Source organism: Actibacterium atlanticum, assembly GCF_000671395.1.
Classification (GTDB): domain Bacteria; phylum Pseudomonadota; class Alphaproteobacteria; order Rhodobacterales; family Rhodobacteraceae; genus Actibacterium_D; species Actibacterium_D atlanticum.
In genome coordinates this window covers 343,546-368,092 of sequence record NZ_AQQY01000002.1, presented here as the reverse complement: position 1 = coordinate 368,092, position 24,547 = coordinate 343,546, and the positions used below count along the sequence as shown (strand labels likewise).

Genomic DNA, 24,547 nt, shown 5'->3' with positions numbered 1-24,547 from the left:
ATGAAACTGTTCGACATGATCAAGAAATTCCACAACGACGAATCCGGCGCTGTAACCGTTGACTGGGTTGTTCTGACCGCTGCTGTGGTTGGCCTGGGCTTCGCTGTTATCTATGCAGCCGACGATGGCATGACCACTCTGGCAACTGCTATCTCGACCGAAGTTGGCGGCATCACCCCCGACGCTGGCAACTAAGCCAACGTTCGGCTGACGCCGATCTAATAGAACGCCGCGCCTTCGGGCGCGGCGTTTTTCTTTGTTCAGAATATCTTCAATTTAGGCAAAATCCTCGCAATCCCGCCATCTTGTCGCCCCGATTGAACGGCATAGAGTTAATAGCCCACAAGGGTCAGCGACAGCTGTCCCGCGTTGAGTGGTGGAGGCGTAAGAGGTACGAGGTCGCGATGCGTGCATATTTTTCAAAGTTCATCACCAGCGAAAGCGGTGCTGTCACGGTCGATTGGGTCGTGCTTACGGCGGCCGTTGTAGGGCTTGGCTTCAGCGTTATTCTTATCTTTGCGAACGGCAATCAAACGCTGGCAGACAACCTGTCCACCCATGTCGGCGGGCTGACCGTGGATGCGGGCAACTAAAACTGTCCCCATCGCCCGATTGTCTCGGATTTGACTGAAATCCTTTGTTTGGACACGGGCTGTCCCCGTTTTGGCCGCAATTCGCGACCAAACTGGATTGGACCAGATATGTGATCCGTCCAAGGGCGGAATGTAACCAGGATCAAGAAAGGAATCGTCATGCGTATGCTATTTGGAGTCGTGCTGCTGGTGGGTGTGGGCCTGGCCGGTTTTGCCGTCTACATGGCGCAGGGCTATATTTCTGAAACCCAGAGCGCATTGGCCCGCGAACGTGCAGCCAAGCAGCAGCAGATTGAACTGACTGACATCTATGTTGCCGCCCAGCCTGTTAAATACGGTGAGACGATCACCGCGGAACAAGTCATTCAAATCAAATGGCCCGCGGCCAATCTGCCCGAAGGGGCGTTCCAGACTGCCGAGGATATCTTTCCCGAAGGCGGCCCGGAATTTCGCACTGTCCTGCGCGCGATTGAGGCCAACGAGCCGATCCTAGCTGTGAAGGTCACCGAGCCGGGCGCTGATGCCGGGATTACCTCGCGCCTATCAAAGGGCATGCGTGCATTCGCGATTAATGTGGACGTAAGCTCGGGCGTTTCGGGCTTCTTGCGCCCTGGTGACCGTGTCGATGTCTATTGGACCGGTGACATGCGGGGGTCGGGCGAAAACGTACGCCGCCGTCAGGTGACCAAGCTGATTGAATCAAACGTGCGCCTGATTGCTGTCGACCAGACGGCAGATAGCGACCGCATGAACCCCATGATCGCCCGTACCGTGACCGTCGAACTTACCCCGCAACAGGTGGCCGCACTGGCCCAGGCACAATCCAGCGGTAAGCTGTCGCTTTCACTGGTTGGCGCTCAGGATCAGACGATTGCCGAAGCCGTCGAAGTGGATCAGCGCAGCTTGTTGGGTATTGTCGAAGAAGCCGAAGTGGCCGAGGCACCCAAGGAAAAGGTCTGCACGATCAAGACACGCAAAGGCTCGGACGTGGTCGAAATGCAAATCCCCTGCACGAACTGACAAATGTTCGATTATCTAAATTTTATGCGGCCTTCCCTTGGGGTGGGCCGCATTTCGTTTGAGTGACAGAGATCACGATGTTGCGACTTATCCACATAAGTTATGCTCCTCAAACGCTTGATTCTTGCAAAAAAATGCAAAGTAGCGCATTCTGCAACGTAATCCGGGCAAAAAGACCCATCCCCATTCGTGATCAAAGAGGCAGGATCACATGTATATAAGTAAAATAATCAAGGCAGTAGCCATTTGCGCTGCTGTTTTCACCGGTTCGGCTTTGCAGACCCACGCCGAGACGCTTCGCGTCATGGAGGGCGGTGTATCAAGCAAACTGAATGTGCCGATGAACCGCGCCGTGGTCGTCGAAAGCGATGTCGTGTTCGCTGAACTTTCCATCGCGAACCCGTCGATCGCTGATATCTCGACCCTGTCAGATCGAACAATTTATGTTCTGGGCAAACAACCGGGACGAACAACACTGACGCTTCTGGCGCCAGACGGGCGACTGATCACCAACGTAGAGGTCCGGGTGACCGCCGATGTTGGAGAACTGAAAGAACGCCTGCGCGAAGTGTTGCCCGGTGAACCCATTGAGGTGCGTCCCGCGAATGATGGTCTGGTGCTTTCGGGCACGGTTTCATCGACCGCCGCGATTGACCGCGCGCTGGATCTGGCGCAACGCTATGCCCCGGAACGGGTGTCCAACCTTATGGTCGTGGGTGGCAGTCAGCAAGTCATGCTGAAAGTGCGCTTCTCGGAAATGAGCCGGTCGGTTCGTAAGAGCCTGTCCTCAAGCATCGCCGTTGGCGGTGGCGGCAGTGACGTTGCAGGCGTGGGCGGATCGGGCACCTATACGGAAGGCTCGAACCTGATCAACCTGTTTGACGGCGATGACACCACCTCGATCTCGCGTTCCAGCGAATCCAACGGTGTATTCTCTCTGGCCATCAACGCAGGCTCAGTTCAGCTGGGAATCCTTCTGGAAGCCCTTGAAACCAAAGGGTTTGTCCGCACATTGGCCGAACCCAACCTGACGGCCCTTTCGGGCCAGCGCGCCTCGTTCCTGGCGGGTGGGGAATACCCAATCCCACTGGTGGATGACGACGGACAGGTTTCGGTAGAATTCAAAGAGTTTGGTATCAAGCTGGAGTTCACCCCCCGCGTCGTGGGCAAAAACATCAACCTTGAACTGCTGACCGAAGTCAGCGGGATCGACTCGACGATCACTTTCACGAGCGGCAACCTGTCGATCAATGGTTTCTCGACCCGTACAACCAACACCACCGTTGAACTGCAAGATGGCGAAAGCTTTGCAATTGCCGGCCTGCTGGAGGATGACTTTTCATCGTCGGCCGGTCAGGTACCGTGGCTGGGCGACATTCCGGTTCTTGGATCGCTGTTTCGCAGCTCGAACTACCAGCGGTCGCAAAGCGAGCTGGTCGTGATCATCTCGGCGCATCTGGTCACACCGACCCGGGGCGAGGCCTTTGCGCTACCCACGGATCGCGTGCAACCCCCGACCGAGAACGAGCTGTTCTTGTTTGGCAAGGTTGCCTCGGATCGTGCCCCCAAAAAAGGGGCCGCTGGCGAAGTGGCGCGGCAGGACTTTACCGGTTCCTATGGCTATGTGATGGAGTAAGAAAATGCGTGCAAAGATCACACTTCTTTCCGTCGCAGCCCTTACCGGGCTTGGCGCCTGCAGCCCCTCTTCGGTTACCAACTTCTACACCGAAGCCGGTGCATCGCTGGATGGTGGCGACTTCGGCAACTCGACCATGGGCAACTTTCAGGCGATGACCGGCGACGGTGCCGCGATCGTGAATCTGTCGCGCCGGTTCTCGACCGAAGCGAACACCACGATCAACTTCGCCTTCAACAGCGCGGCACTGGATGCGCAGGCGCAACAGACTCTGCGTCAGCAGGCTGCCTGGATCGCGCAGTATCCGCAGGTTCGGTTCCGCGTCTATGGCCACACCGACAAGGTCGGCTCAAACAACTATAACAAACGTCTGGGCCTGCGCCGCGCGCAAACCGCCGTGAGCTATCTGGTAAGCCAGGGAATTGACCGCAGCCGTCTGGAGGCAGTTGTATCGTTCGGGGAAACCCAGCCGTTGGTTCACACCGAAAGTCAGGAACGCGCCAACCGCCGCACCGTCACCGAGGTGTCCGGGTTCATCAAACCGCGCGAGCAGACGCTGGACGGGAAATACGCCCTGTTCAACTATGATGAATACGTTCGCAGCGCCTATGAATCGGTGCCCGGGACGACAGTTGAAAATGACTCGGATGGGGCCGCCGAAGAGCGGTAACGTCAGCCACATAATGTGCCAAAGGGCGGGTCCAAATGGGCCCGCCCTTTTCGCTGAAATCCAAACAATTACGGAAATTCAGCCGTAATGTTGCCCAGATTGACGCGCATCTTAGGTCCCGAGGTAGCAGATTGCGCGGTTCCGAATCGCGCCGAGGGGACTGAAATAACAGGCGAAACAACCGTTTTGCAGGGATTTCACCCTTCGTAACTGAAGGATGAAGGCACATGACGAGTAGCGCACCAGAGCAGATCGAACCGGCACCGATTACGGCCTGCACCATTTCGCGCGATGTTCAGAACTTCGATCTGTTGATTGAAGATATGGAAACCGAGCTGGGTGAAAGCTGGGGCGATCTGTCGTTCCAGGATGCCGCCGCGTTTCTGAAACAACCCGACGCGAGCGAGCTTGAATTCGTCGCGATCGCTGTGGATGAGCAGGATGAAGACATCATGCCTGCCATTGGCGATCTGATCCGCAAATCCAAGGACGCAGGCATCAAAGTCATTCTGATTGCCGAAGATGTCAGCCCGATTGCCCTGCACCAACTGTTGCGCCTGGGCGCTGATAACTTTGTGCCCTATCCCCTGCCCGAAGGGGCCCTGCACGAGGCGATTGAAAACCTGCGCCAACCCGAACCCGTGGTGAACGCCCCCGCCTTGCCCGAAGGCACGACTGTTCCTGAACTGGCTGCAGGCGGATTTGGAAGCGGATCCCACAACGGCGCCGTCATCCCGGTGCACGGGATCGCCGGTGGCGTTGGCAGCACCACGTTGGCCGTAAATCTGGCCTGGGAGCTGGCCACGATCAGTAAAGAAGACCCGCCCAAAGTGTGCATTCTTGATCTTGATCTGCAATTTGGCTCGGTCTCGACCTTTCTGGATATGCCGCGCCGCGAAACGGTGTACGAGCTGTTGGCAGACATCGCGTCGATGGATTCAGACAGTTTCCGCCAAGCGTTGCAGGTCTATGATGACAAGCTGCATGTGTTGACTGCGCCCGCTGACATCCTGCCGCTGGATCTGATGGGCGGCGAAGATGTGCAGAAACTGATCGAAACCGCCAAGGCGCATTTCGATTTTGTCATCATCGACATGCCGACCACGCTGGTTCAATGGACAGAGTCAGTGCTTGGCATGGCCGATATCTATTTCGCCGTGATGGAACTGGACATGCGGTCCGCCCAGAACACGCTGCGCCTGATCCGCGCGTTGAAAGGCGAAGACCTGCCCTATGAAAAGCTGCGTTTCGTTTTGAACCGCGCCCCGAAATTCACCGATCTATCCGGGAAAAGCCGCGTCAAACGCATGGCGGAAAACCTGGACATCGACATCGAGCTGCAAATGCCCGAGGGCGGAAAAGCCATCGTGCAGGCCTGTGACCATGGTCTGCCACTGGCGGCGACTTCGGCGAAGACACCGCTGCGCAAAGAAATTCAGAAGCTGGCGCAATCCATGTTCGAACACGCCCATGTCAGTGATCTGGCCGCCGCGGAATAACGGATTGTAAAGGTAAAGGTACGCCATGTTCTCTCGCTATCAAAAAAGCGCCCCGGCCAAGCCAAACGGCAAGGCCCCGCCCCCGATGCCCGCGCAAAAACGTGCGGCAACCACTGCCACGATGGCGGCCAAAAAGGCGCCGGCCAAGGCCGCGCCCGCAGATAAGGAACGCAAACGCAAAGAGCGTTTGGGCGAGATCAAGCTGGAGCTGCACAAGCGCCTGCTGGAAAACCTGAACCTTGCCGCGCTGGAACATGCAACGGAAACCGATCTGAAGGCAGAAATTCAGTCGATCTCGGCTGAGGCACTGCAAGAGCTGGGCGTCGTTTTGAACAAAGACGAACGCGCGACCCTGCATCAAGACCTGTTCGACGAGGTTATGGGGCTGGGGCCGCTGGAACCGTTGCTGAAAGACGAAACCGTCAACGATATTCTGGTCAACGGGCCGCAACAGATTTTCGTGGAACGCGCCGGTAAGCTGCAGCTGACGGACATCACCTTTAAGGATGAAAAGCACCTTTTGCGGATCATCGACAAGATCGTGACCGCTGTGGGCCGCCGTGTTGATGAATCTAACCCTTACGTTGACGCCCGTTTGCAAGATGGCTCGCGTTTCAACGCCATGGTCCCGCCGATTGCGGTGGATGGCTCTTTGGTGTCGATCCGTAAATTCAAAAAAGACAAGCTGGGCATCAAGGATCTGGTCAATTTCGGCGCGTTTACCGATGAAATGGCCCTGTATCTTGAGGCCGCTGTCGCCTGCCGTCTGAACGTCATCGTTTCGGGTGGTACCGGTTCAGGTAAAACGACCACGCTGAACGCGCTGTCGTCGTTTATCGACGACGCCGAACGTATTCTGACAATCGAGGATACGGCAGAACTTCAGCTGCAACAGACCCATGTGGGCCGAATGGAAAGTCGCCCGCCCAACGTTGAAGGCAAAGGCGAGGTTTCCCCGCGCGACTGTCTGAAAAACGCCCTGCGGATGCGCCCTGACCGGATCATCGTGGGGGAAACGCGTGGCGAAGAAGTGATCGACATGCTGCAGGCCATGAACACCGGCCACGACGGGTCGATGACCACGATTCACGCCAACAGCGCCCGTGACGGCATCAGCCGTCTGGAAAACATGATCGCCATGGCAGGGATTGAAATGCCGCTCAAAGCGGTGCGTTCGCAGATTGCATCGGCTGTGAACCTGATTGTGCAGGCCTCGCGCCTGCAGGATGGCTCGCGCCGGATGACCTCGATTACCGAAATTACCGGCATGGAGGGCGAGGTGATCTCAATGCAGGAAGTGTTCCGCTACGAACGCCTGGGTCTGGCCCCGGATGGCAAGATCATCGGACGGTTCAACGCAACCGGTGTGCGCTCGCATTATTCGGATCGCTTCCGCCAGTGGGGCTATAATCTGCCTGCTGAAATCTTTGAACCGGTCGAGGGATAAGAGCGATGGAACTTAGTGCAGAACCAGTCATCTATATCCTGATCTTCGTTGGCGTTCTGGCGCTGGTCGAAGGTCTGTACCTGACGGTATTTGGCAAATCTATCAGCCTGAACAACCGCGTGAACCGCCGTTTGGACATGATGGAAAAAGGCGCCGGCCGCGAAGAGGTTCTGGAACAGCTCCGCAAAGAGATGAGCCAGCACATGAATTCGGGCGGCATTCCGCTTTATTCAATGCTGGCGGACAAAGCGCAGAAGGCGAATATCGCCTTTTCGCCCAAGCAGTTGGTGATGGTGATGATCCTTGTGACCATCATGGCCTTTTTGGGCATGACGATCGGCACCTCAGCCGCATTGCCGATCCGGATATTCTTGTCGGTCGCGATGGGTGTGGGCGGCGTGTTTTTCTGGGTTTCGCGCAAGGCCAAAAAGCGCATGGACCTGCTGGAAGAACAACTGCCCGAAGCGGTGGAGCTGATGGTGCGAAGCCTGCGCGTAGGGCATCCGTTCGCCTCGGCCGTGGGGATCGTGGCGAAAGAAGTACCCGATCCGCTGGGCACCGAGTTTGGCATGATTTCGGATGAAGCCGCCTATGGCCGCGACATTTCAGAAAGCCTGAAAGATTTGGCCGAACGCATGGACATGCAGGATTTGCGCTTTCTGGCCGTGGCCGTGACCATCCAACAGCAATCTGGGGGTAACCTGGCCGAAATCCTTGAAGGTCTGGCACGTGTGATCCGGTCCCGCTTCAAACTGTTTCGCCGCGTCAAAGCCATCACCGCTGAATCGAAGTGGTCGGGCATGTTTCTGTCGGCGTTCCCCGTCATCGTGATCCTGGTGATCAGCGTGCTGAAGCCCGACTATTACGACGAAGTTAAAGACACTGCTCTGTTTATTCCGCTGGCGCTGGCCGTGGGAACATTGCTCGCCGTGAACTTCATTTTCATGAAGATCATGGTCAACATCAAAGTGTAAGGGACCGCGACTATGGGTATCATCAGCTCTGTGAACGACATGCTGGTCGACAAGTTCGGCACCCTTGGCCCGCTGTATGCGCTGGGTCTGCTGGGCGTGTTGTGCATCGTTGCGACCTTGCCATTCGTGCTGAACCGCAAGCCTGATCCGTTGGACAAGCTGCGCACCGAGGTAAAACCACAAACCCGCCCCAGCAAGAATAAGAAAGACGAGGGTGTGAAAACCCTGCGCCCCAGCAGCAAATCTACGGAAAAACTGGATCGCTTTGCCGACTTCCTCGAGCCCCAAAGCGAAGAGGAATACTCTGCCGCGCGGCTGAAGCTGCTGCGCGCTGGCTATCGTACAAAAGGTGCCGTACGTGCCTTTCACTTTGCGCAGTTCGCCTTGGGGCTGGGTTTCCTGTTTCTGGGTGTCATCTATGCGGTGATCACCTCGTCGACCAAAGGCGACGGGATGTCGACACAAGCCTTGATCCTGTCGATCCTGCTGCCCGGCGGTATGGGATATTATCTGCCAAAGTACTGGGTCGAACGCCGCCTGCAATCGCGTCAGGAAGAAATCACCAACGGCTTCCCGGACAGTCTGGACATGATGCTGGTCTGCGTTGAAGCCGGTCAATCGCTGGATCAATCCATCGTACGTGTGGCTAAAGAGATACGCGCCGGTTTCCCGGCCCTTGCCGAAGAATACGAAATTGTCTCGCTTGAAATGAAAGCCGGTAAAGACAAAGTTCAGGTTCTGAAAGACATGGGCGAACGATGCGGCAACAATGACGTGGCCTCGTTTGTGACGGTGCTTGTGCAATCGAGCACGTTTGGTACGTCAATCGCCGAAGCGCTTCGGGTTTATGCGGCAGAAATGCGTGACAAACGCGTGATGCGCGCCGAAGAGAAAGCAAACAAGTTGCCTACCAAGCTAACTTTGGGCACGATGCTGTTCACGGTGCCCCCGCTTCTGGTCGTCCTGATTGGCCCTTCGGTCTATCGCGTTGCTCAGATGGGGGACTTGATGAACAGGTAATATCGTGACGCCTAAGATACTGATTGCAGCAAGTTTTTTATTGGCCGCCTGTCAAACGACGGGCGGCCTTTCGCCGGTTCATGAAGGGTTCGAGGCCCCTGCGGGCACGCCCGAGGTCACCCAAGCCGTCGACGGGTTGATCGTTGGACATCGGCTGATGGCAGCGGGTGAATTCGAACTTGCCCTGCGTGCTTACTACCGTGCAGCGGGGGAAAAAGGACTGAACGCGGATGTCCTGTCAGCCCTTGGATCAGCGAACCTGCGACTGGGTCGGCTGGGCCAGGCCGAAAAACTGTTGCGCGACGCCATCAAGCAGGACCAAAAGTTTCCCCCTGCCTGGAACAACCTTGGTGTTGTCTTGATGGAACAAAACAATACGGGCGAAGCCCGGCTGGTTTTCCAAACCGCCTTCGCACTGGACAGTGGCGGATCAGATCAAATCCGCGAAAATCTGCGCTTGGCTATCGCAAAATCTGAAAATCCCGCGTATTATGAAGCCAATAACGATAATTTCGAATTGGTGCGGCGGGGCGACGGGCAGTACCTGCTTCTCTCCACACCATGAGGACAGAGCAGTAAAGGACGCAAAAATGCGCCACTTTATCCTTGTATCCGCTTTGAGCGGCGCAGTTGTGCTATCGGGATGTGGTCATGAAAAGACCCGCGAAGAAGCAGATCGCGCCATTCAGGATGTGATCTCGTCGGACGAAAGCAGCCTGAACGAGATCATGCAAAGCGTCGCTGATCCCAACGAAGCGATCTCTTACTTCAAGACCGCGTTGATCGAACAACCTGATCGCATTGATATGCAACGCGGGTTGGCCCGGTCTTTGGTGCGCGGCAAACGTCACACCGAAGCCGCCTCTACCTGGAAACAAGTGGTCAACCACCCCGAGTCCACCTCGGACGATATGGTCGACTATGCCGACGCGTTGATCCGCGCAGGTGACTGGGATCTGGCGGAAAAGGTTCTGGATGACGTTCCGCCCACGTTTGAAACCTATAAACGCTATCGCCTTGAAGCGATGATCGCCGACGCGAACAAGGAATGGAAGAAAGCCGACAGTTTCTATGAAACCGCCGTCGGGCTGACGACCCGCCCGTCCAGCGTGCTGAACAACTGGGGCTATTCCAAGCTGACCCGCGGCGATTACAAAGAGGCCGAGCGCCTGTTCGTCGAGGCGATCACCTATGACAAGTCGCTGTTCACCGCAAAGAACAACCTGATCCTGGCGCGCGGCGCACAACGCAAGTACCAGATGCCGGTGATTGACGTGTCACAGATCGAGAAAGCGCAATTGCTGTATACGCTGGCGCTGAGCGCGATCAAGCAAGGCGACGTGGCCATTGGTCAGGGCCTGCTGGAAGAGGCCATCGACACGCACCCGCAGCATTTCGAAGAAGCCGCACGGTCTCTGCGCGCGCTAGAATCCAACGTCACGAACTGAGTCCGACATGATTGAAAACGCGAATTTCGCCATGTGGGCCTTGCCCTTCGCTGCGCCGATCTGCCTTTGGGTGGCCTGGAGCGACATGAAAACGATGCTGATCCCCAACAAAGCCGTTCTGGCGTTGGTGATCGTTTTTGCAGTGATCGGGTTTTTGGCCCTGCCGTTTGAAGCCTATCTGTGGCGCTGGAGCCATCTGGTTGTCGTGCTGATCGTCGGCTTTGTGATGAACATGCTGGGCCTGTTGGGCGCAGGCGATGCCAAGTTTGCGGCTGCGATGGCGCCCTTTATTGCCCTTGCCGATGTCACGCAATTCGCCATCCTGTTTGGGATCGTGCTGTTGGCAACCTTCGCCTTGCACCGTGTTGCCCGCCTTACTCCGTTGCGCAACGCCACCCCCGGTTGGGAAAGTTGGGAACGTAAAGAGTTCCCCATGGGGTTGGCTCTGGGCGCGGTGTTGGTGGTTTATCTGGCCCGTTCCGTCTATTAACACGCCCCGAACACGCCCAATTCTTGCCACAGGCTTTGACTATGCTCTGCTGAAACCTACGCAAAGGGTGAGGCAGAGCAATGAATATGCAAACTCAAAACGTGATGGCCCCGCCGGCGCCGCGATCTCTGGCCGAGATGCAACTGCCGATGGTCATGATGCGCGATATCTTGTTGAAAACGATTTTCCGCAAGAACATGGAGAACGTATCTTCCATCGCCAAAGGCATCTGCCTGCCCGTGCCCGTCACTCAGGAATTGGTCGATCTGGCCCGCAGCCAGCGCCTGCTTGAGGCCACCGGCACCATGCACGCCAACTCGGGCAATGAGATGGGCTATCAGCTGACGGATGCGGGTAAAGCCCGCGCCTTGGACGCGCTGGCGCAGTCGGAATACTACGGTGCCATGCCGGTGCCCATGGCGGTTTACACCGAACAGGTCAAACGCCAGTCGATCCGCAACCTTCAGATCACCCGCGAACAGCTTACCGGATCTATGGGCCATCTGATCTTGCCCGATGACCTGCTTAGCCAGCTTGGGCCGGCTGTTTCCGCCGGGCGCTCGATCCTGATGTATGGCCCGCCGGGCAACGGTAAATCGTCGATCTCGAACGGGATTCGCGATGCGTTGGGGGATAAAATCTATATCCCGCGCGCGATTGAATACTCGGGTCAGGTGATCACGGTCTATGACCCGATTGTCCATTCCTCGGCCGAAGAACTGGTCGATGACCCGAACTCTTTGCGCCGACGCACCGGCCTGTTTGACACGCGGTATGTGCTGTGTGAACGCCCCACCGTGATGACGGGCGGGGAACTGTCGCTAAGCATGCTGGACTTGGTCTACAACCCCACTGCGCGGACCTATCAGGCGTCTTTGCAGTTGAAGTCCACCGGCGGCGTCTTCATCGTGGACGACCTTGGACGTCAGGCCGAACCACCGCAGGCACTGGTGAACCGCTGGATTGTGCCACTGGAAGAAAGCCGCGATATTCTGGCGCTGCAGTCGGGTGAAAAATTCGAGGTGCCGTTTGATACGTTGGTTATTTTCTCAACCAACTTCCATCCGAACGAGATTTTCGACAAAGCGGCGTTGCGCCGGATCTTCTTTAAGATCAAAATCGACGGCCCCGACCAAGAGGATTTCTTGAAAATCTTCGCCCTGATCGCGCGCAAAAAGAAGATGCCGCTGGACGAAGACACGCTGATCTATCTGCTGCAGGAAAAATACCCGACAATCGACAACGTTTATGCGAACTATCAGCCGGTCTTCCTGATCGATCAGATGATCGCCATCTGCGAGTTTGAAGGCATCCCCAACCAGATGTCCCCCGAACTGATCGACCGCGCCTGGGCAAACATGTTCGTGCGTCAGGAAGAGATCATCCACTAAGCCACCAGCAGCCCGCTTTCTTCGACGTGAGAGCGGTAGTTGCGGCTAACCGGCACCATGGCGCCATCTTCCAGTTTCAGGAACAGCCGCCCCTTGTCGATCATGTGCCCCACAATGGCATCACGCGCCACCCAGTGCGAGCGATGGACCTGCATGCCGGGGGTTTCGGTTAGTTCTCCTAACGCGTCTGAAAACCGCATGCGCAGCGTGCTTGTCCCGTGTTCGGTATAGACTTCGACGCAATGATCCCCGGCGCAAAGCCGCAAAATACGTCCGCGCATCTCTGGCTCCAGCCGTGCAAGAAGACGGACCTCATTCTGATGGGCCATCGGGGTATGCGCCGAAATCCACAGGTTTCGGGTCGTCGTAACCGCAATGGCAACAAAGAAGATGGTAACGGCCAGTGCCTTCAAATGTGGAATCTGATCCTTGAACCCCGGCATCAGCGCCACACTGCCGTGATAGAACAGAGGCGCTAGAATCGTCGACATGATCACCGCATGCACCAGCGATTTCACCAGCCGGTGCGACTCTGTCATGAAGTGTTCCACGATCAGCCTGATGGCGCAGCCCGTAACTATCGACAGGGCCACCACACAGCCCCAATAGGTGGCGCGCGTGGGCAATTCCAGGGCCATATAGGTGCCAAATGGCCCCGAATACGAGACGATCGCGGTAAGGAACAGCCAAACGATCAGCAACAGTGGAGACCGAAAAGTGTCTCTAAAATCAGATACTAAACTTCTCATTACTATACCGTTTACAAACTCGCCCCATAGAGTCGAAACCATCTGGGTAACGCAACCCAACAAATGTCACGGCGATACAACCATAACCTGAGCCAGAACATAGAAACTATGTTGTTAAGATAACAGGGGAAAAAGTTAACGTTTTTCTCGCAGCGTCAGGCCGTCAGGCCCTCTGGCTCGGGCAAACCGTTGGCACGGCAACAAGCCGTTACGGTATTGGCAAGCAGGCAAGCGATTGTCATCGGGCCAACGCCGCCGGGAACAGGGGTGATTGCCCCCGCAACTTCAGCGCAGCTGTCAAAATCACAATCGCCAACAAGCCGGGTTTTGCCTTCGCCCTTCTCAGGCGCATCAATCCGGTTGATACCCACATCAATCACCGTGGCCCCCGGTTTGATCCAGTCCCCCGTCACCATCTGCGGGCGCCCCACGGCGGCGACAACAATGTCAGCACCACGGCACAGGGCCTCGATATCCTTGGTACGGCTGTGGGCGATGGTGACGGTGCAACTGTCGCGCAGCAGCAGGCTGGCCATCGGTTTCCCCACAATATTAGAGCGCCCGACAACAACCGCGTTCAAGCCCGACAGGCTGCCGTGGTGATCGCGTAGCATCATCAGACACCCCAGCGGCGTGCAGGGCACCATGGCCTTCTGGCCCGTCGCCAACAGGCCAACGTTCGAAATGTGGAATCCGTCCACATCCTTTTCAGGCGAAATCCGGTTGATCACCAGGTCTTCATTCAGATGAGAAGGCAGCGGCAACTGCACAAGAATACCGTGAATTTCAGGGTCGGCATTCAGCTTGTCCAACAGCGCCAGCAAGTCTTCTTGGGATGTATTCACAGGCAGCTTATGTTCGAAAGAGTTCATCCCGACTTCGATCGTTTGCTTGCCTTTATTGCGTACATAAACTTGGCTGGCCGGGTCTTCCCCCACCAATACCACGGCCAGACCAGGGATCAGGCCATGCACCTCTTTCAGACGCGCCACATGGCCTGCAACTTTTTCACGTACCGTCGCCGCAAAAACTTTGCCGTCAATCCGTTGTGCTGTCATTGCTTATCTCCCTGATCACCCGCGCCCAAGACGCTCTCTTCGCGCGCGATCGACCAATCGATCAGATGGCGCCACAACGTTTCCGTAAGATCCGGATCCAGACCTGCGTCTGTGGCCCGTGCGCGCACGTTGTCCACCACCTCTTCTACCCGCGTTTCGATGCGGGCAGGCAGGTCTTCGATTTGCTTGAGCTCCACGGCCCGGTCGATATAGCCGGCGCGACGCGTCAACATCGCGACGATCTGATCATCCAGAAGGTCGATCTGACGGCGTAGTTCTGCCATGGTTGCACAGTCACGTGCCGGGATCATCCCGTTCTCCTCGCGCAGTTTCACCCTTCACATATTGCACTGCAGCGCGGGCCTCAAGTCATGAACTTGTTTGTTAAGAGTTTACCATCGCCTACGGTTTCAGGGTGAAGAACAACCTGCGAAACGGCAGCACCGCACTGCCATCCGGGTTCAACGGATACACCCGCGCCATCGCCCCGTCATACGAGGCGACAAACCCCTTTTGCTCGTCCTCGGACATCTTCGCCAGAAAGGGGCGCATCGCTGTTGACTGAGAGAAATGGCGCACCGGGTGCCCCTCGTCGACGGCGCAGAGCGTCTGGAAATAGGTTGTTTCCCACATCCGGACCTGCCCCAAAGGCGACAGCATTTTCTGATAGTCCTCGGGCGTTGAAACCGGTGCGCGCCACCCCGTGAAATCGAACCGGTCCGGGTACATGTTTGCGGCAATGAGGCGCAGCGCGGAATGCGAGGGGGCTTCGTATTGCCGGGGCATCTGAACCGCCAACGTCCCGCCCTTGGCAAGGGTACTGGCCCAGCCTGCAAAGAGCGTTTCATGATCCGGCAACCAATGGCAAAGGGCATTGGAAAAGATCAACGCGGGCGCGCTATCCGAATGCCAGTCCACCGCATCCGTCAGGGTCAGCGCGTCGTAAGCGCCGGTCTCTTCGGCCTGCTCAAGCATTGCCGGAGAACTGTCCACACCCATCAACGAATGCCCGGCAAAACGGTGTTTCAGCACGGCCCCAACGGCACCTGCCCCGCAGCCCATATCGACCACCGGTCCGCCGGGCAGATCCTCGACCTGCGCCAAAAGGTCCATGGCAGGGCGCAAACGCAAACCCCGAAACCGTGCATAGGTTTCGGGGTTCCAGTCGTGCCGCTGTGTCTGGCTCATGCTGTGGGTTCGGGCTCCATCCCGCCATCAGACGAAGACTTAGGCTTGGTCTTAGGAATGGCGGTCACCGAAGGGGCGTTGCCGCTGTCAGACGAAGCATCATCATCATCGTCACGACGCAGGGCTTCACCCGCGATCACCTTGGTGATTTCGCTGCCGGTCAGGGTTTCATACTCCAGCAGACCCTGGGCAAGGTTTTCCAAGTCCTGCGCACGTTCCGTCAGGATGCGTTTGGCGGTGTCATAGCCCTCGTCGACCAGTTCTTTGATCTTATCGTCGATCATTTTCTGGGTCATGCCCGAGTGGCTGCCGCTGCTTTGGTAATTGCCAAGATAGCTTTCGTTTTCGTTGGCGTAGTCAACGTATCCCAGCTCCGAGTCAAAACCGAACTGCGTCACCATCGCGCGGGCAATCCGGGTGACCTGCTGAATATCGCTGGCCGCGCCCGAGGTCACATTCTCGGCGCCAAAGATCAGCTCTTCGGCAACACGCCCGCCCATCGCCATCGCGATTTTGGACTTGTACTTGGTATAGCTGACCGACAGCTGATCGCGTTCGGGCAGGCTAAGAACAAGGCCCAGCGCCCGGCCACGTGGAATAATCGTCGCCTTATGGATCGGATCATGTTGCGGCACGTTCAGGCCCACAACAGCGTGCCCGGCTTCGTGATAGGCGGTCAGTTTCTTTTCATCCTCGGTCATGACCATGGAGCGCCGTTCGGCCCCCATCATCACCTTGTCTTTGGCGTTCTCAAAATCTTCCATCGTCACGAAACGACGGCCGACACGCGCCGCCATCAGGGCGGATTCATTCACGAGGTTCGCCAGATCAGCGCCCGAGAACCCGGGCGTGCCGCGCGCGATGATGCGCAGGTCAACATCAGGGCCAAGCGGCACCTTGCGGGCATGGACACCCAGAATTTTCTCGCGGCCTTTGATGTCAGGGTTAGGCACCTGAACCTGACGGTCAAAGCGACCGGGGCGCAGCAGCGCCGGGTCCAGAACGTCAGGACGGTTGGTCGCAGCAACGATGATGATGCCTTCGTTGGCTTCAAACCCGTCCATCTCAACCAGCAGCTGGTTCAGGGTTTGCTCGCGCTCGTCATTGCCGCCGCCATAGCCGACGCCACGCGAGCGGCCCACGGCGTCGATCTCGTCGATGAAGACAATACAAGGCGCGTTTTTCTTGGCCTGTTCGAACATGTCGCGCACACGGCTTGCACCGACACCCACGAACATTTCAACAAAGTCGGAACCCGAGATGGTAAAGAAGGGCACGCCAGCCTCGCCCGCAATCGCGCGGGCCAGCAGGGTTTTACCGGTACCCGGAGGGCCCACCAGCAGCGCGCCTTTGGGGATCTTGCCGCCCAGACGGCTGAATTTCTGCGGGTTGCGCAGGAATTCGACAATCTCTTCCAGCTCTTCCTTGGCTTCGTCGATGCCCGCGACATCGTCAAAAGTCACCCGGCCATGCTTTTCGGTCAGCAGTTTAGCGCGCGACTTGCCAAAGCCCATCGCGCCGCCTTTGCCACCGCCCTGCATGCGGTTCATCAGGAAGATCCAGATGCCAATCAGTACCAGAAAGGGCAGAAGCGTTCCCAAGTAGGAAACCAGCCCGCTGCTTTCCTGAGGTTCAGCCTCAACATTTACATTGCGCTCGAGCAGTCGGTCGGTCAAATCCACGCCCTGCGGAACGATCGTTGTGACGCGGGTACCATCGGACCGGGTCACAAAGGCTTTCTCTCCGTCCAGCGTTACAGCGCTGACATTCCCGGAATCGACACTCTCCAGAAACTCACTGTAACTGATCGTCGTCGACGACGAGGCCGGCTGGCCGCCGCTAAACAGATTGAACAAGGCCAGGATCAAAACAAAAAGTACGACCCAGAAGGCGATGTTTCGTGCGTTGCCCACGATATGCTCCTTAGAATAAGAGCCGGATAAAACCGGTATCCCCCTAAAATAGAGATAACAGGCGCGGGTTCAATGCGATTCCAGATATTGAATCAGGCTTGATCGCTCTTTCGTCAATTTTGCCTGCCATCCATTGGGCAATCCAGCCAGCGGTGCAGCGATCAGCCGCGCGTCCTGCCACACGGCGGGTGTGGCCAATAGCACTGTCCGATGCAGCCCGGTATCGCGCCAGTCCGGGCAGGCTTGCAGCCCCAGTTCCCCCAACGCGGCAATGTAGGCATCTGGGGCATCGGGGCCTGCCAGCTGCCAACGCCCATCCCAAAGCTGACCGACGGGGCAGCGTGTTTCGCGCACAGCGTTAAATTCACGCAGGATCACCATCTGACCTTTACGGAGCATCAACAGACACCCACAAAGGCTGCGGGTTTCGCCCGCAACCACATCCTTCAGGGTCGCGCGCAACGCCTCAAATCGCGGGCGATACGCCGCACCCGAGACATAGGCCAATGCGGCGGCGGTCAATCGCAGTTGGGTCTCTGGCGCTGCACTTTGCAACTTTTCCAGATCGACACTCACTGATCCGGCGCATTCCGTGCAACTTCGCAAAGCAAGATCAATCGCAGCGCCTTGCAAAGCCGTTCGCGCCATGCGCAGACGTTGTGAGGTATCGGCAAATGTCGCGGCGTCGATCCCCAGATCACCCAGCACCTGCAAGGCCTGCCGCATCCGGACCCGATCAAACCGGGTATCGTCATTGGACGGGTCTTCAATCCAGTCGATATTCTGCCCAGATAGGTGATCTCGCAGCTCAGAGCGCCTGAGTGCCAGCATTGGGCGCAGCCACCGCTGCCCCGAGGCGCTAAAATCCGCCCGCATCGCAGACAACCCATCCACGCCAGAGCCACGCGCCAGACGCATCAGAAAGGTTTCGGCCTGATCGTCCATCGTGTGCCCCAAAGCAACCGCAGCGATGCCATGGGCCTGCGCCCAGGTCGCGATCAGCCCATATCGCGCCTCGCGGGCCGCGGCCTGCAGGTTCCCCTGCCCGTCCCAGCCTTGCCATTTGAGAATGTCGTGGGGCACGCCCATTTGGGCGCAGACCTGCGCGACAAACGCGGCTTCTTGCGCGGCCTCTGCCCGCAGACCGTGATCAACCGTGATAACCCGCAGCGGAATCTTCAGCTGCTGCGCCAGATACAGCATCGCCATTGAATCGCTGCCGCCCGAAACGGCCAGCCCAAGCGATGACGGCAAGTCAGGGGGGAGTCCGGCCAGAAACCGCGCGGCCAGATCAATGCCCGCCATAGGCCTAAGAGCAGCCCAGCGTGGTCATGGCGGCCCTGGCGTCAAAAGTGATAGGAGCATCAGGGAAACGCGCGCCGACCTCACCAAGGGTCACGCATGCTTCCTGCGTTTGGCCAAGGTCCTTCAGCGACATACCCAAACGATACAACGCATTGGGGGCCAGTGCCCCATTGGGCGCCCCCGAGAAGCTTTCCAGAAACGCCCGTGCAGAATCCGCCGTCTGCCCCAGTTGGGACAAAGCGTCACCTCGATGATAATGCGCCTCGCTGCTGAGCGGGCCTCCGGGGTAGGTCACTGCAAAGACCTGAAACTGTTCAGCCGCGCTTTGGTAATCCCCCGCATTCAACGAGGCCATGGCGCGGTCAAAGTCTGCTTGTTCACCCACGGCGAACTCGGCCCCTGGTGTCTGCGTCTGAGGGACCGGAACAGCCGGCGCAGCGATTTGCCCGCCCCCCAGCGTGGGCGTATCGCCCAAGGTGCCAATGTCACAGTTTGGCTCCAGCTCACACAGACGGAATTCAAGATCGCCAACGCGGTTGGTGCCATCACGCACCACGCTGTCAACGCGGAATTCAAGCTGTTCGGTCTTGGCCGTCAGACGTTGAAGCTGGGCCTCAATCGCATCGACGCGCTGCAAGGTGGTGCCCGAGGCGGCGTTGCCCGCCACCCCGCCAGTGGTCGAAAGCTCTTGTTTCAACCGCTGAATATCGACATAGAGCACCGACAGTTGCTGACGGATATCGGCCAGCGTCTCGCTTGATTGCGCCTGCGTCGGAGCCACCGCCCCGCCCAACATTGCGACAACACACGCAGCAGTCAAAACTTTCATGATGTCAGCCCCTTAGCTGCCGTTCCCTGCAGAAACCACTGTCACACCACGCCGGTTCTGTGCATAGCATGCCTCGTCGGAACAAATCTCAATCGGGCGTTCCTTGCCATAGCTGACTGTGCGCACACGGTTGCCCGCAACGCCGCGGGACACAAGGTACTGTTCAACCGCACTCGCACGGCGCGCGCCCAAAGCCAGGTTGTATTCACGTGTACCTTGCTCGTCAGCGTGACCTTCAACGATGGCGCTGTATTCGGTGTACTGAAGCAACCAATTGGCCTGAGCATCCAGCGTCAGGATCGCAGCATCTGTCAGGGTCGATTGGTCCACCTCAAACCAGACACGGTCGCCCACGGTTTGCTGAAAATACGCGGCCGAAGCCGGATCGCCTGCCGCGCCCAGATCACCTGTGCCGCCAGTGCCATCGCCGCCGCCAAACTGCGCCGGGTCGGTACAGGCGCCAAGGCCAACAAGTGCCACCACCATCAGGAATTTCGAAATCAGGTTCATTTTATCGACCTTTTTATACTGCCCATTGCCCGCAATCATAACGCGACGGGGGATGAAAACGAAGTGTTACTGCAACAGCGGCGACCACGCGGGGTCCGAAGCCGCCGTGGGCACCGGAACTTTACGCAGATTGCGCCCTGAAACATCGACCGAATACAGCGCCGATGTGCCGCCTGCGCCCGACCCTTGCCGCATAAACATAATCACGCGGCCATTGGGGGCCCAGCTGGGGCCTTCGTCAAGAAACGAGGCCGTGAGCAGGCGCTCTTCGGATCCATCCGTGCGCATCACGCCAATATGGAAACGCCCCTGATTTTGTTTGGTAAAGGCGATCATGTCACCACGTGGCGACCACACCGGGGTCGAATAACGCCCTTTGCCGAAACTGATCCGCTTTGGCTCTCCGCCCGTGGCGGGCATGACATAAAGCTGCTGGCTACCGGAGCGGTCCGAGGTAAAGACGATCCGCTTGCCATCGGGGGAAAAGCTGGGGCCTGTTTCGATCGACGGGGCAGTCGTCAACTGTTTGCGGGCGCCCGAGGCCAGATCAAGCGTATAGATATCCGTGTTCCCGCCGCGCGACAGTGAAAACACGACCGTGTTGCCATCGGGAGAGAACCGCGGCGCAAAGGTCATGGTACCCGGCTGGTCCGCCAAAGCGCGGCGCGACACGCTGGCCACATCCATCAGATAAATCTGCGGAAAGCCGGTTTCATAGCTGGTGTAAAGCACCCGGTCGCCTTTGGGGGAAAACCGCGGCGCCAGAACCAACGCACTGGAGTCCGTCAGAAATTTCGAATTTGCCCCGTCGTAATCCATCACCGCAAGACGTTTGGCACGATTGTTCTTGGGGCCGCTTTCCGCGATATACACCACCCGGCTGTCGAAATAGCCGCCCTCGCCGGTGATCCGGCTATAGACCTGATCGGCGACCTTATGCGCGACACGCCGCCAGCTGTCAGATGTACCAGCAAACTGCAGGCCGCTGCCCAAAGGCGCATCGGCGTAAACATCGAACAGACGGAACTTCACGTTCATCCGCCCATCGCCCGCCACGGACACCGCGCCGGTGATCAGCGCCTGCGCGTTGATCGCCTTCCAGTCGGCATATTGCACCGGGCTGTCAAAGCTGGTGACCTTGGCGATATGGGCGCTGCCGGGGATTTCGCGAAACAGCCCCGTGCCCACAAGATCGGCCACCACCACGGCGGTAATGTCGCGTGCCAGTTGCCGCGCCTGCGGCGTTTCGGCGACGAATTCTGGCGCGGCAAAGGGCAGTGGTTCGACCACCCCCTGATCAATCACGATCCGCAGCGGGCCACCTTGGGCGACCGCGGGTTGTACCGTCAGGCCCATCAAGACCAGCAGAAGGCTCAAAATCCGTAACATCACTTGATCCTCATGTTCGACGTGTCAAATACCATCTCGATCTCTTTCCAGTGACCGTATTTTTCAAGGGGCAGCGGATATCCGCCTTTTTGGCAGCGCAAAACTGCGCGTCGCGCGGCCTGAAAGGCGCTTTCCACCGCGCGTTCCGAGCCACCGGTGTTGGACACCATCCGCAAGCTGTTCGATTTCACGGTGCCGTCTTCATTCATTGACATGGCCAGGGTCACGGTGATCCGTCCCGCTTCCGATCCAACATCAACCACCCAGCAGGAACTGACCGCCACGCGTAAAGCATCGCGTTCGCCCTGCGTAACTGGGGGGCCAAGCGGCGCCGTGCCATTGCCCGAGGTGGTGGGCGAGGTCTGGCTTTGCGCCGCCTCAGCCAACGCCGCCGCAATTGCATCGCTTTGCGTGGGCGACGGGTCCGGTGCCGGGGCAGGCGCGGGCCGCGACGGGCGCGGTTTGGGGCGCGGGGACGCGGTCAAGACACTACTGCGATCAGGTTGGTCGGCCTCGGTCACGATTTGGGTCGTGGCTTCTTCGGGGGCGGTGCTTTCTTCGACAACGGGCGCGGGTATCGCGGCATCCGCAGACGGCACGGTCGCCTCGGCCACTGTATCATCAACGGTCGCATCCAAAGGCGGTGCCGGTGCGACCTCGGGGGCGACACGCGGCGCGGGGCGCGGCGGGGTCGGTTCCGCGATGACTGGGCTGGCGGGCGCTTCAATCGGGGGCGTCGGCGCCGTCGGAGCGGTGTCTTCGACCTCGGTCACTGGCGGGGTTTCAATATTGCTGACGTCCGGCGGTGTCTCGGGCACCGGCTGGGTCACCTCGGGCGCTTGGGCACGGTCGGGCGCGGTTTCAGGCCGGGGCGAGGGAACCGGCGAGACCGGATCAGGCGCAGGCGGCTGAACAGGTTCTTCCACGGCACGCGGGGCCGAGGCCGGCGCATTTAGCGCCGCGAATTCTTCAGCCGAGACCAAAGACACCTGTGCCACCTCCAACGGTTCGGGCGGGGGCGCGGAAAAAATCCCCCCCACCAAAACCCACAGGATCAGCCCGCCATGGCCAATCCCTGAGATATAATAGCCGGTCTTCACGCGCCTATCCGCCCTGCCCGTCCAGGCTGGGTCCGCCGGTGTCTGTCACCAGCCCAATATTGTTAAAGCCTGCAGCGTTCAGCGCGCCCATGACCTGCGCAACGCGCTCATAGGGGATCGCACCATCTGCCCGCAGGAAAATCTTGTCGCTGTCGCGTTCTGTGGCCACGGCGCGCAGCTTACCGATCAACTCGGCGGCGGCCACTTCTGTGGTCTGCACCATGATCACGCCATCGGCTGACAAGGTGATGGTCAGCGGCTCTTCTTGTTCAGATGGCAAAGCCTGCGCCGCGGTTTCCGGCAATTCAACCGGCACCCCCACGGTCAGCAACGGCGCTGCCACCATGAAAATGATCAGCAACACCAACATCACATCCACAAAGGGCGTGACGTTGATTTCTGACATGGCGGCCGCACGTGCCCGTCCACGCGCCCTGCGTCTCCGGTTGCCGCCACCTGACTTTTGCACCACACCCGCGCCCATCGTTCAGCTGTCCAACTGGCGCGAAAGGATGGTTGAAAATTCGTCAGCGAAGGCCTCGTAGGTGCCGATGATACGGTCACTGTCTGCCGACAGCTTGTTGTAGAACACCACCGCCGGGATCGCAGCCAACAGGCCCAGAGCCGTCGCCAGCAGAGCCTCGGCAATGCCGGGGGCAACCACCGCAAGATTGGTGTTTTGCTGCAAGGCAATCTCTTCGAAGGCATTCATGATGCCCCAAACGGTCCCGAACAGGCCCACAAATGGCGCCGTCGAGCCGACTGTCGCCAAAAACGACAAACCGCCATTCAGAGCCTCGGTTTCCTTGGCGATGGCCACATCCATCGACCTATCAATCCGCGGCGCGGCACCCGGGATCATGCCGCCGTCTTGCCGATGGCTGCGCCGCCACTCCATCATTCCGGCCGAGAATATCCGTTCGGAAGCTGATTTTGGCTCTGCCCCGATCTGTTCAAAGAGTTCGTCCAACGGTTCACCTGACCAAAAAGCGCGGTCAAACGCATCCGATTGGCCGCGCGTTCGGCGGTAAGTCAGGGATTTTTGAATAATGATCGCCCAGCTCCAGAACGAAGCAACAATCAAAAGGATCATGACGACTTTTACGGCGAAGCTCGCACGCGCAAAAAGGGCGAGCATGGAGAAATCGATCTCCTGCGCCATCGCAAGGGTTTGGGTTTCCATTTGCCTGCTCGTTGTTAGGCCGCGTTTGTGCGGCTCTGATTACGAGCAAGCCTACAGTGTTTTAAGGGGAATTGCCAACACAACTGCGTCAGCGCGGGCTTATGCCAAGCCGCGCGCAAATTGTTGGCGGTTCTCCGCCGGAAGCGCCATCGGCATGCCGGTTTTATCAACACAAACGATCATCACCGTCGCCTTGAAGATCAGTTCTTCGCCGCGCCACAGGTTTTGATCCATATAGACCCGCGCGCCGGTGATTTCGGTCACGATGGTTTCGACTTCCAGCTGATCATCATACCGCGCCGGGCGCAGATAGTCGGCCTCGACCCGACGCACGGCATAATAAACACCCTGCTCAGCACCCAGTTTGCCCTGATCCAACCCCTGCTCGCGCACCATTTCCGAGCGCCCACGTTCGATAAATTTCAGGTAGTTGGCATAATAAACAACGCCCGCCATGTCGGTGTCTTCGTAAAAGACGCGAACGGGAAAACGGTGACTCATGAGGAGGCTCCTAAACGCGCAAACAGGCGCAGTGCGTGGGATGTGTCCTGCGCGCTGGCAGGCATGACCGGATCATAGCAGGCGCGGATTACGTCGGCCACGTCCGGGCGCAAAACTGTGCTGCCGTTTTCCAACCGACCCAAGGGGCTTTGATCGGCAAAAGCCTGATCGCCCCATAACAAAATCACCTGCACCATCTGCGCAAGCGCCAAATCCTCGGCCGCCATTTTGGCCAGCGTGTCATCCATGCGCAAAAATACAAAGGCCGCCTGAATGGCGCCGTCATCATCAAAGCGGAAGAACCGATACTGGTTCGCCCCCACCCCTTTCAGACGCGCCACCTGATCGGTCAAATCAGGGACCAGCTGATCAAGGTTAGGGGTTTCCAGCAGCTCATCCCACTCGCGGAAGAAGAACACCATCAGGTTGGCGCCCAGCTCGGGGTCGGTTTCGGCCATCTTGTGACCAGCCAGCGCGACCACCGCCTCGCAAGCCCCTTTAATCACCTGCAGGGTCTCTTCCTCGACCCCGAACACGATCGGTACAATCGGGCGCCCCCAGCGGGCAAACAGGTAAGATCCGTCGGTACGGGTGAACAGCTGTTCAATCTGGTCGGGTGTCATGGGCATCTTCT

General features: G+C 58.2%; 27 protein-coding genes. 13 read left to right on the top strand and 14 right to left on the bottom strand.

Features of this window, described 5'->3' with window-relative positions; all coding sequences use genetic code 11:
* From ATO10_RS05790 to ATO10_RS05730, 13 genes are all read left to right on the top strand, one after another.
* On the top strand, positions 1–195 hold the full coding sequence (locus ATO10_RS05790; RefSeq protein ID WP_035249182.1) for a Flp family type IVb pilin: 195 nt from the start codon (positions 1–3) through the stop codon (positions 193–195).
* A gap of 209 nt (positions 196–404) precedes the next feature.
* Complete coding sequence (locus ATO10_RS05785) at positions 405–593, top strand: hypothetical protein (protein WP_035249179.1); 189 nt, start codon at positions 405–407, stop codon at positions 591–593.
* Between the two features lie 159 nt (positions 594–752).
* A complete protein-coding gene (gene cpaB, locus ATO10_RS05780) occupies positions 753–1,613 on the top strand; it encodes a Flp pilus assembly protein CpaB (protein WP_035249176.1) in 861 nt (286 codons plus the stop codon).
* 211 nt (positions 1,614–1,824) lie between these two features.
* A complete protein-coding gene (locus ATO10_RS05775) occupies positions 1,825–3,249 on the top strand; it encodes a type II and III secretion system protein family protein (RefSeq protein ID WP_035249173.1) in 1,425 nt (474 codons plus the stop codon).
* A 4-nt stretch (positions 3,250–3,253) separates the two neighbouring features.
* The gene (locus ATO10_RS05770) at positions 3,254–3,919 is read left to right on the top strand and encodes an OmpA family protein (RefSeq protein WP_035249170.1); all 666 of its coding nucleotides are present in this window, start codon (positions 3,254–3,256) and stop codon (positions 3,917–3,919) included.
* Between the two features lie 227 nt (positions 3,920–4,146).
* Positions 4,147–5,418 (top strand): CpaE/TadZ family protein, encoded by a 1,272-nt coding sequence (locus tag ATO10_RS05765; RefSeq protein WP_035249167.1) that lies wholly within the window; start codon positions 4,147–4,149, stop codon positions 5,416–5,418.
* Between the two features lie 25 nt (positions 5,419–5,443).
* Complete coding sequence (locus tag ATO10_RS05760) at positions 5,444–6,865, top strand: TadA family conjugal transfer-associated ATPase (RefSeq protein WP_035249165.1); 1,422 nt, start codon at positions 5,444–5,446, stop codon at positions 6,863–6,865.
* Between the two features lie 5 nt (positions 6,866–6,870).
* Positions 6,871–7,839, top strand: a complete 969-nt coding sequence (locus ATO10_RS05755) for a type II secretion system F family protein (protein ID WP_035249162.1) — start codon at positions 6,871–6,873, stop codon at positions 7,837–7,839.
* A 12-nt stretch (positions 7,840–7,851) separates the two neighbouring features.
* Positions 7,852–8,859, top strand: a complete 1,008-nt coding sequence (locus tag ATO10_RS05750; RefSeq protein WP_035249159.1) for a type II secretion system F family protein — start codon at positions 7,852–7,854, stop codon at positions 8,857–8,859.
* A gap of 4 nt (positions 8,860–8,863) precedes the next feature.
* The gene (locus ATO10_RS05745) at positions 8,864–9,424 is read left to right on the top strand and encodes a tetratricopeptide repeat protein (protein WP_035249156.1); all 561 of its coding nucleotides are present in this window, start codon (positions 8,864–8,866) and stop codon (positions 9,422–9,424) included.
* 25 nt (positions 9,425–9,449) lie between these two features.
* Positions 9,450–10,307 carry a tetratricopeptide repeat protein gene (locus ATO10_RS05740; RefSeq protein WP_035249154.1) on the top strand — a complete coding sequence of 286 codons (858 nt, stop codon included), beginning with the start codon at positions 9,450–9,452 and terminating at the stop codon, positions 10,305–10,307.
* Positions 10,308–10,314: 7 nt separating this feature from the next.
* On the top strand, positions 10,315–10,797 hold the full coding sequence (locus ATO10_RS05735; RefSeq protein WP_035249152.1) for an A24 family peptidase: 483 nt from the start codon (positions 10,315–10,317) through the stop codon (positions 10,795–10,797).
* Between the two features lie 80 nt (positions 10,798–10,877).
* The gene (locus ATO10_RS05730; protein ID WP_035249150.1) at positions 10,878–12,188 is read left to right on the top strand and encodes a P-loop NTPase family protein; all 1,311 of its coding nucleotides are present in this window, start codon (positions 10,878–10,880) and stop codon (positions 12,186–12,188) included.
* Here ATO10_RS05730 and ATO10_RS05725 read toward each other — a convergent pair.
* From ATO10_RS05725 to ATO10_RS05660, 14 genes are all read right to left on the bottom strand, one after another.
* Complete coding sequence (locus ATO10_RS05725) at positions 12,185–12,889, bottom strand: LytTR family DNA-binding domain-containing protein (protein ID WP_035249148.1); 705 nt, start codon at positions 12,887–12,889, stop codon at positions 12,185–12,187. The genes ATO10_RS05730 and ATO10_RS05725 overlap by 4 nt on opposite strands.
* Positions 12,890–13,092: 203 nt before the next feature.
* The gene (folD, locus tag ATO10_RS05720) at positions 13,093–13,995 is read right to left on the bottom strand and encodes a bifunctional methylenetetrahydrofolate dehydrogenase/methenyltetrahydrofolate cyclohydrolase FolD (RefSeq protein ID WP_035249146.1); all 903 of its coding nucleotides are present in this window, start codon (positions 13,993–13,995) and stop codon (positions 13,093–13,095) included.
* Positions 13,992–14,306, bottom strand: a complete 315-nt coding sequence (locus tag ATO10_RS05715; protein ID WP_035249144.1) for a chorismate mutase — start codon at positions 14,304–14,306, stop codon at positions 13,992–13,994. Before ATO10_RS05715 ends, folD begins: the two co-directional genes overlap by 4 nt.
* A 91-nt stretch (positions 14,307–14,397) precedes the next feature.
* Positions 14,398–15,183: a methyltransferase domain-containing protein gene (locus tag ATO10_RS05710; RefSeq protein WP_035249143.1), complete on the bottom strand. Its 786-nt coding sequence runs from the start codon at positions 15,181–15,183 to the stop codon at positions 14,398–14,400.
* Positions 15,180–17,096 carry an ATP-dependent zinc metalloprotease FtsH gene (gene ftsH, locus ATO10_RS05705; RefSeq protein ID WP_035249139.1) on the bottom strand — a complete coding sequence of 639 codons (1,917 nt, stop codon included), beginning with the start codon at positions 17,094–17,096 and terminating at the stop codon, positions 15,180–15,182. Before ftsH ends, ATO10_RS05710 begins: the two co-directional genes overlap by 4 nt.
* Positions 17,097–17,165: 69 nt before the next feature.
* On the bottom strand, positions 17,166–18,401 hold the full coding sequence (gene tilS, locus ATO10_RS05700; RefSeq protein WP_051597968.1) for a tRNA lysidine(34) synthetase TilS: 1,236 nt from the start codon (positions 18,399–18,401) through the stop codon (positions 17,166–17,168).
* 4 nt (positions 18,402–18,405) lie between these two features.
* Positions 18,406–19,230, bottom strand: a complete 825-nt coding sequence (gene ybgF / locus ATO10_RS05695) for a tol-pal system protein YbgF (RefSeq protein ID WP_035249137.1) — start codon at positions 19,228–19,230, stop codon at positions 18,406–18,408.
* Between the two features lie 12 nt (positions 19,231–19,242).
* Entirely contained in the window at positions 19,243–19,740 is a 498-nt protein-coding gene (gene pal, locus ATO10_RS05690; RefSeq protein ID WP_035249300.1) for a peptidoglycan-associated lipoprotein Pal, read from the bottom strand.
* Between the two features lie 66 nt (positions 19,741–19,806).
* A complete protein-coding gene (gene tolB, locus ATO10_RS05685) occupies positions 19,807–21,129 on the bottom strand; it encodes a Tol-Pal system beta propeller repeat protein TolB (RefSeq protein ID WP_155886694.1) in 1,323 nt (440 codons plus the stop codon).
* Complete coding sequence (locus ATO10_RS05680) at positions 21,129–22,229, bottom strand: hypothetical protein (protein ID WP_035249133.1); 1,101 nt, start codon at positions 22,227–22,229, stop codon at positions 21,129–21,131. The genes tolB and ATO10_RS05680 overlap by 1 nt, the downstream gene beginning before the upstream one ends.
* A gap of 4 nt (positions 22,230–22,233) precedes the next feature.
* On the bottom strand, positions 22,234–22,713 hold the full coding sequence (tolR, locus tag ATO10_RS05675; RefSeq protein ID WP_035249131.1) for a protein TolR: 480 nt from the start codon (positions 22,711–22,713) through the stop codon (positions 22,234–22,236).
* 3 nt (positions 22,714–22,716) lie between these two features.
* Positions 22,717–23,412: a protein TolQ gene (gene tolQ, locus ATO10_RS05670; RefSeq protein ID WP_035249129.1), complete on the bottom strand. Its 696-nt coding sequence runs from the start codon at positions 23,410–23,412 to the stop codon at positions 22,717–22,719.
* 99 nt (positions 23,413–23,511) lie between these two features.
* Entirely contained in the window at positions 23,512–23,913 is a 402-nt protein-coding gene (gene ybgC, locus ATO10_RS05665) for a tol-pal system-associated acyl-CoA thioesterase (RefSeq protein ID WP_035249127.1), read from the bottom strand.
* The gene (locus tag ATO10_RS05660) at positions 23,910–24,536 is read right to left on the bottom strand and encodes a hypothetical protein (RefSeq protein WP_035249125.1); all 627 of its coding nucleotides are present in this window, start codon (positions 24,534–24,536) and stop codon (positions 23,910–23,912) included. The genes ybgC and ATO10_RS05660 overlap by 4 nt, the downstream gene beginning before the upstream one ends.
* Positions 24,537–24,547 lie beyond the last annotated feature (11 nt).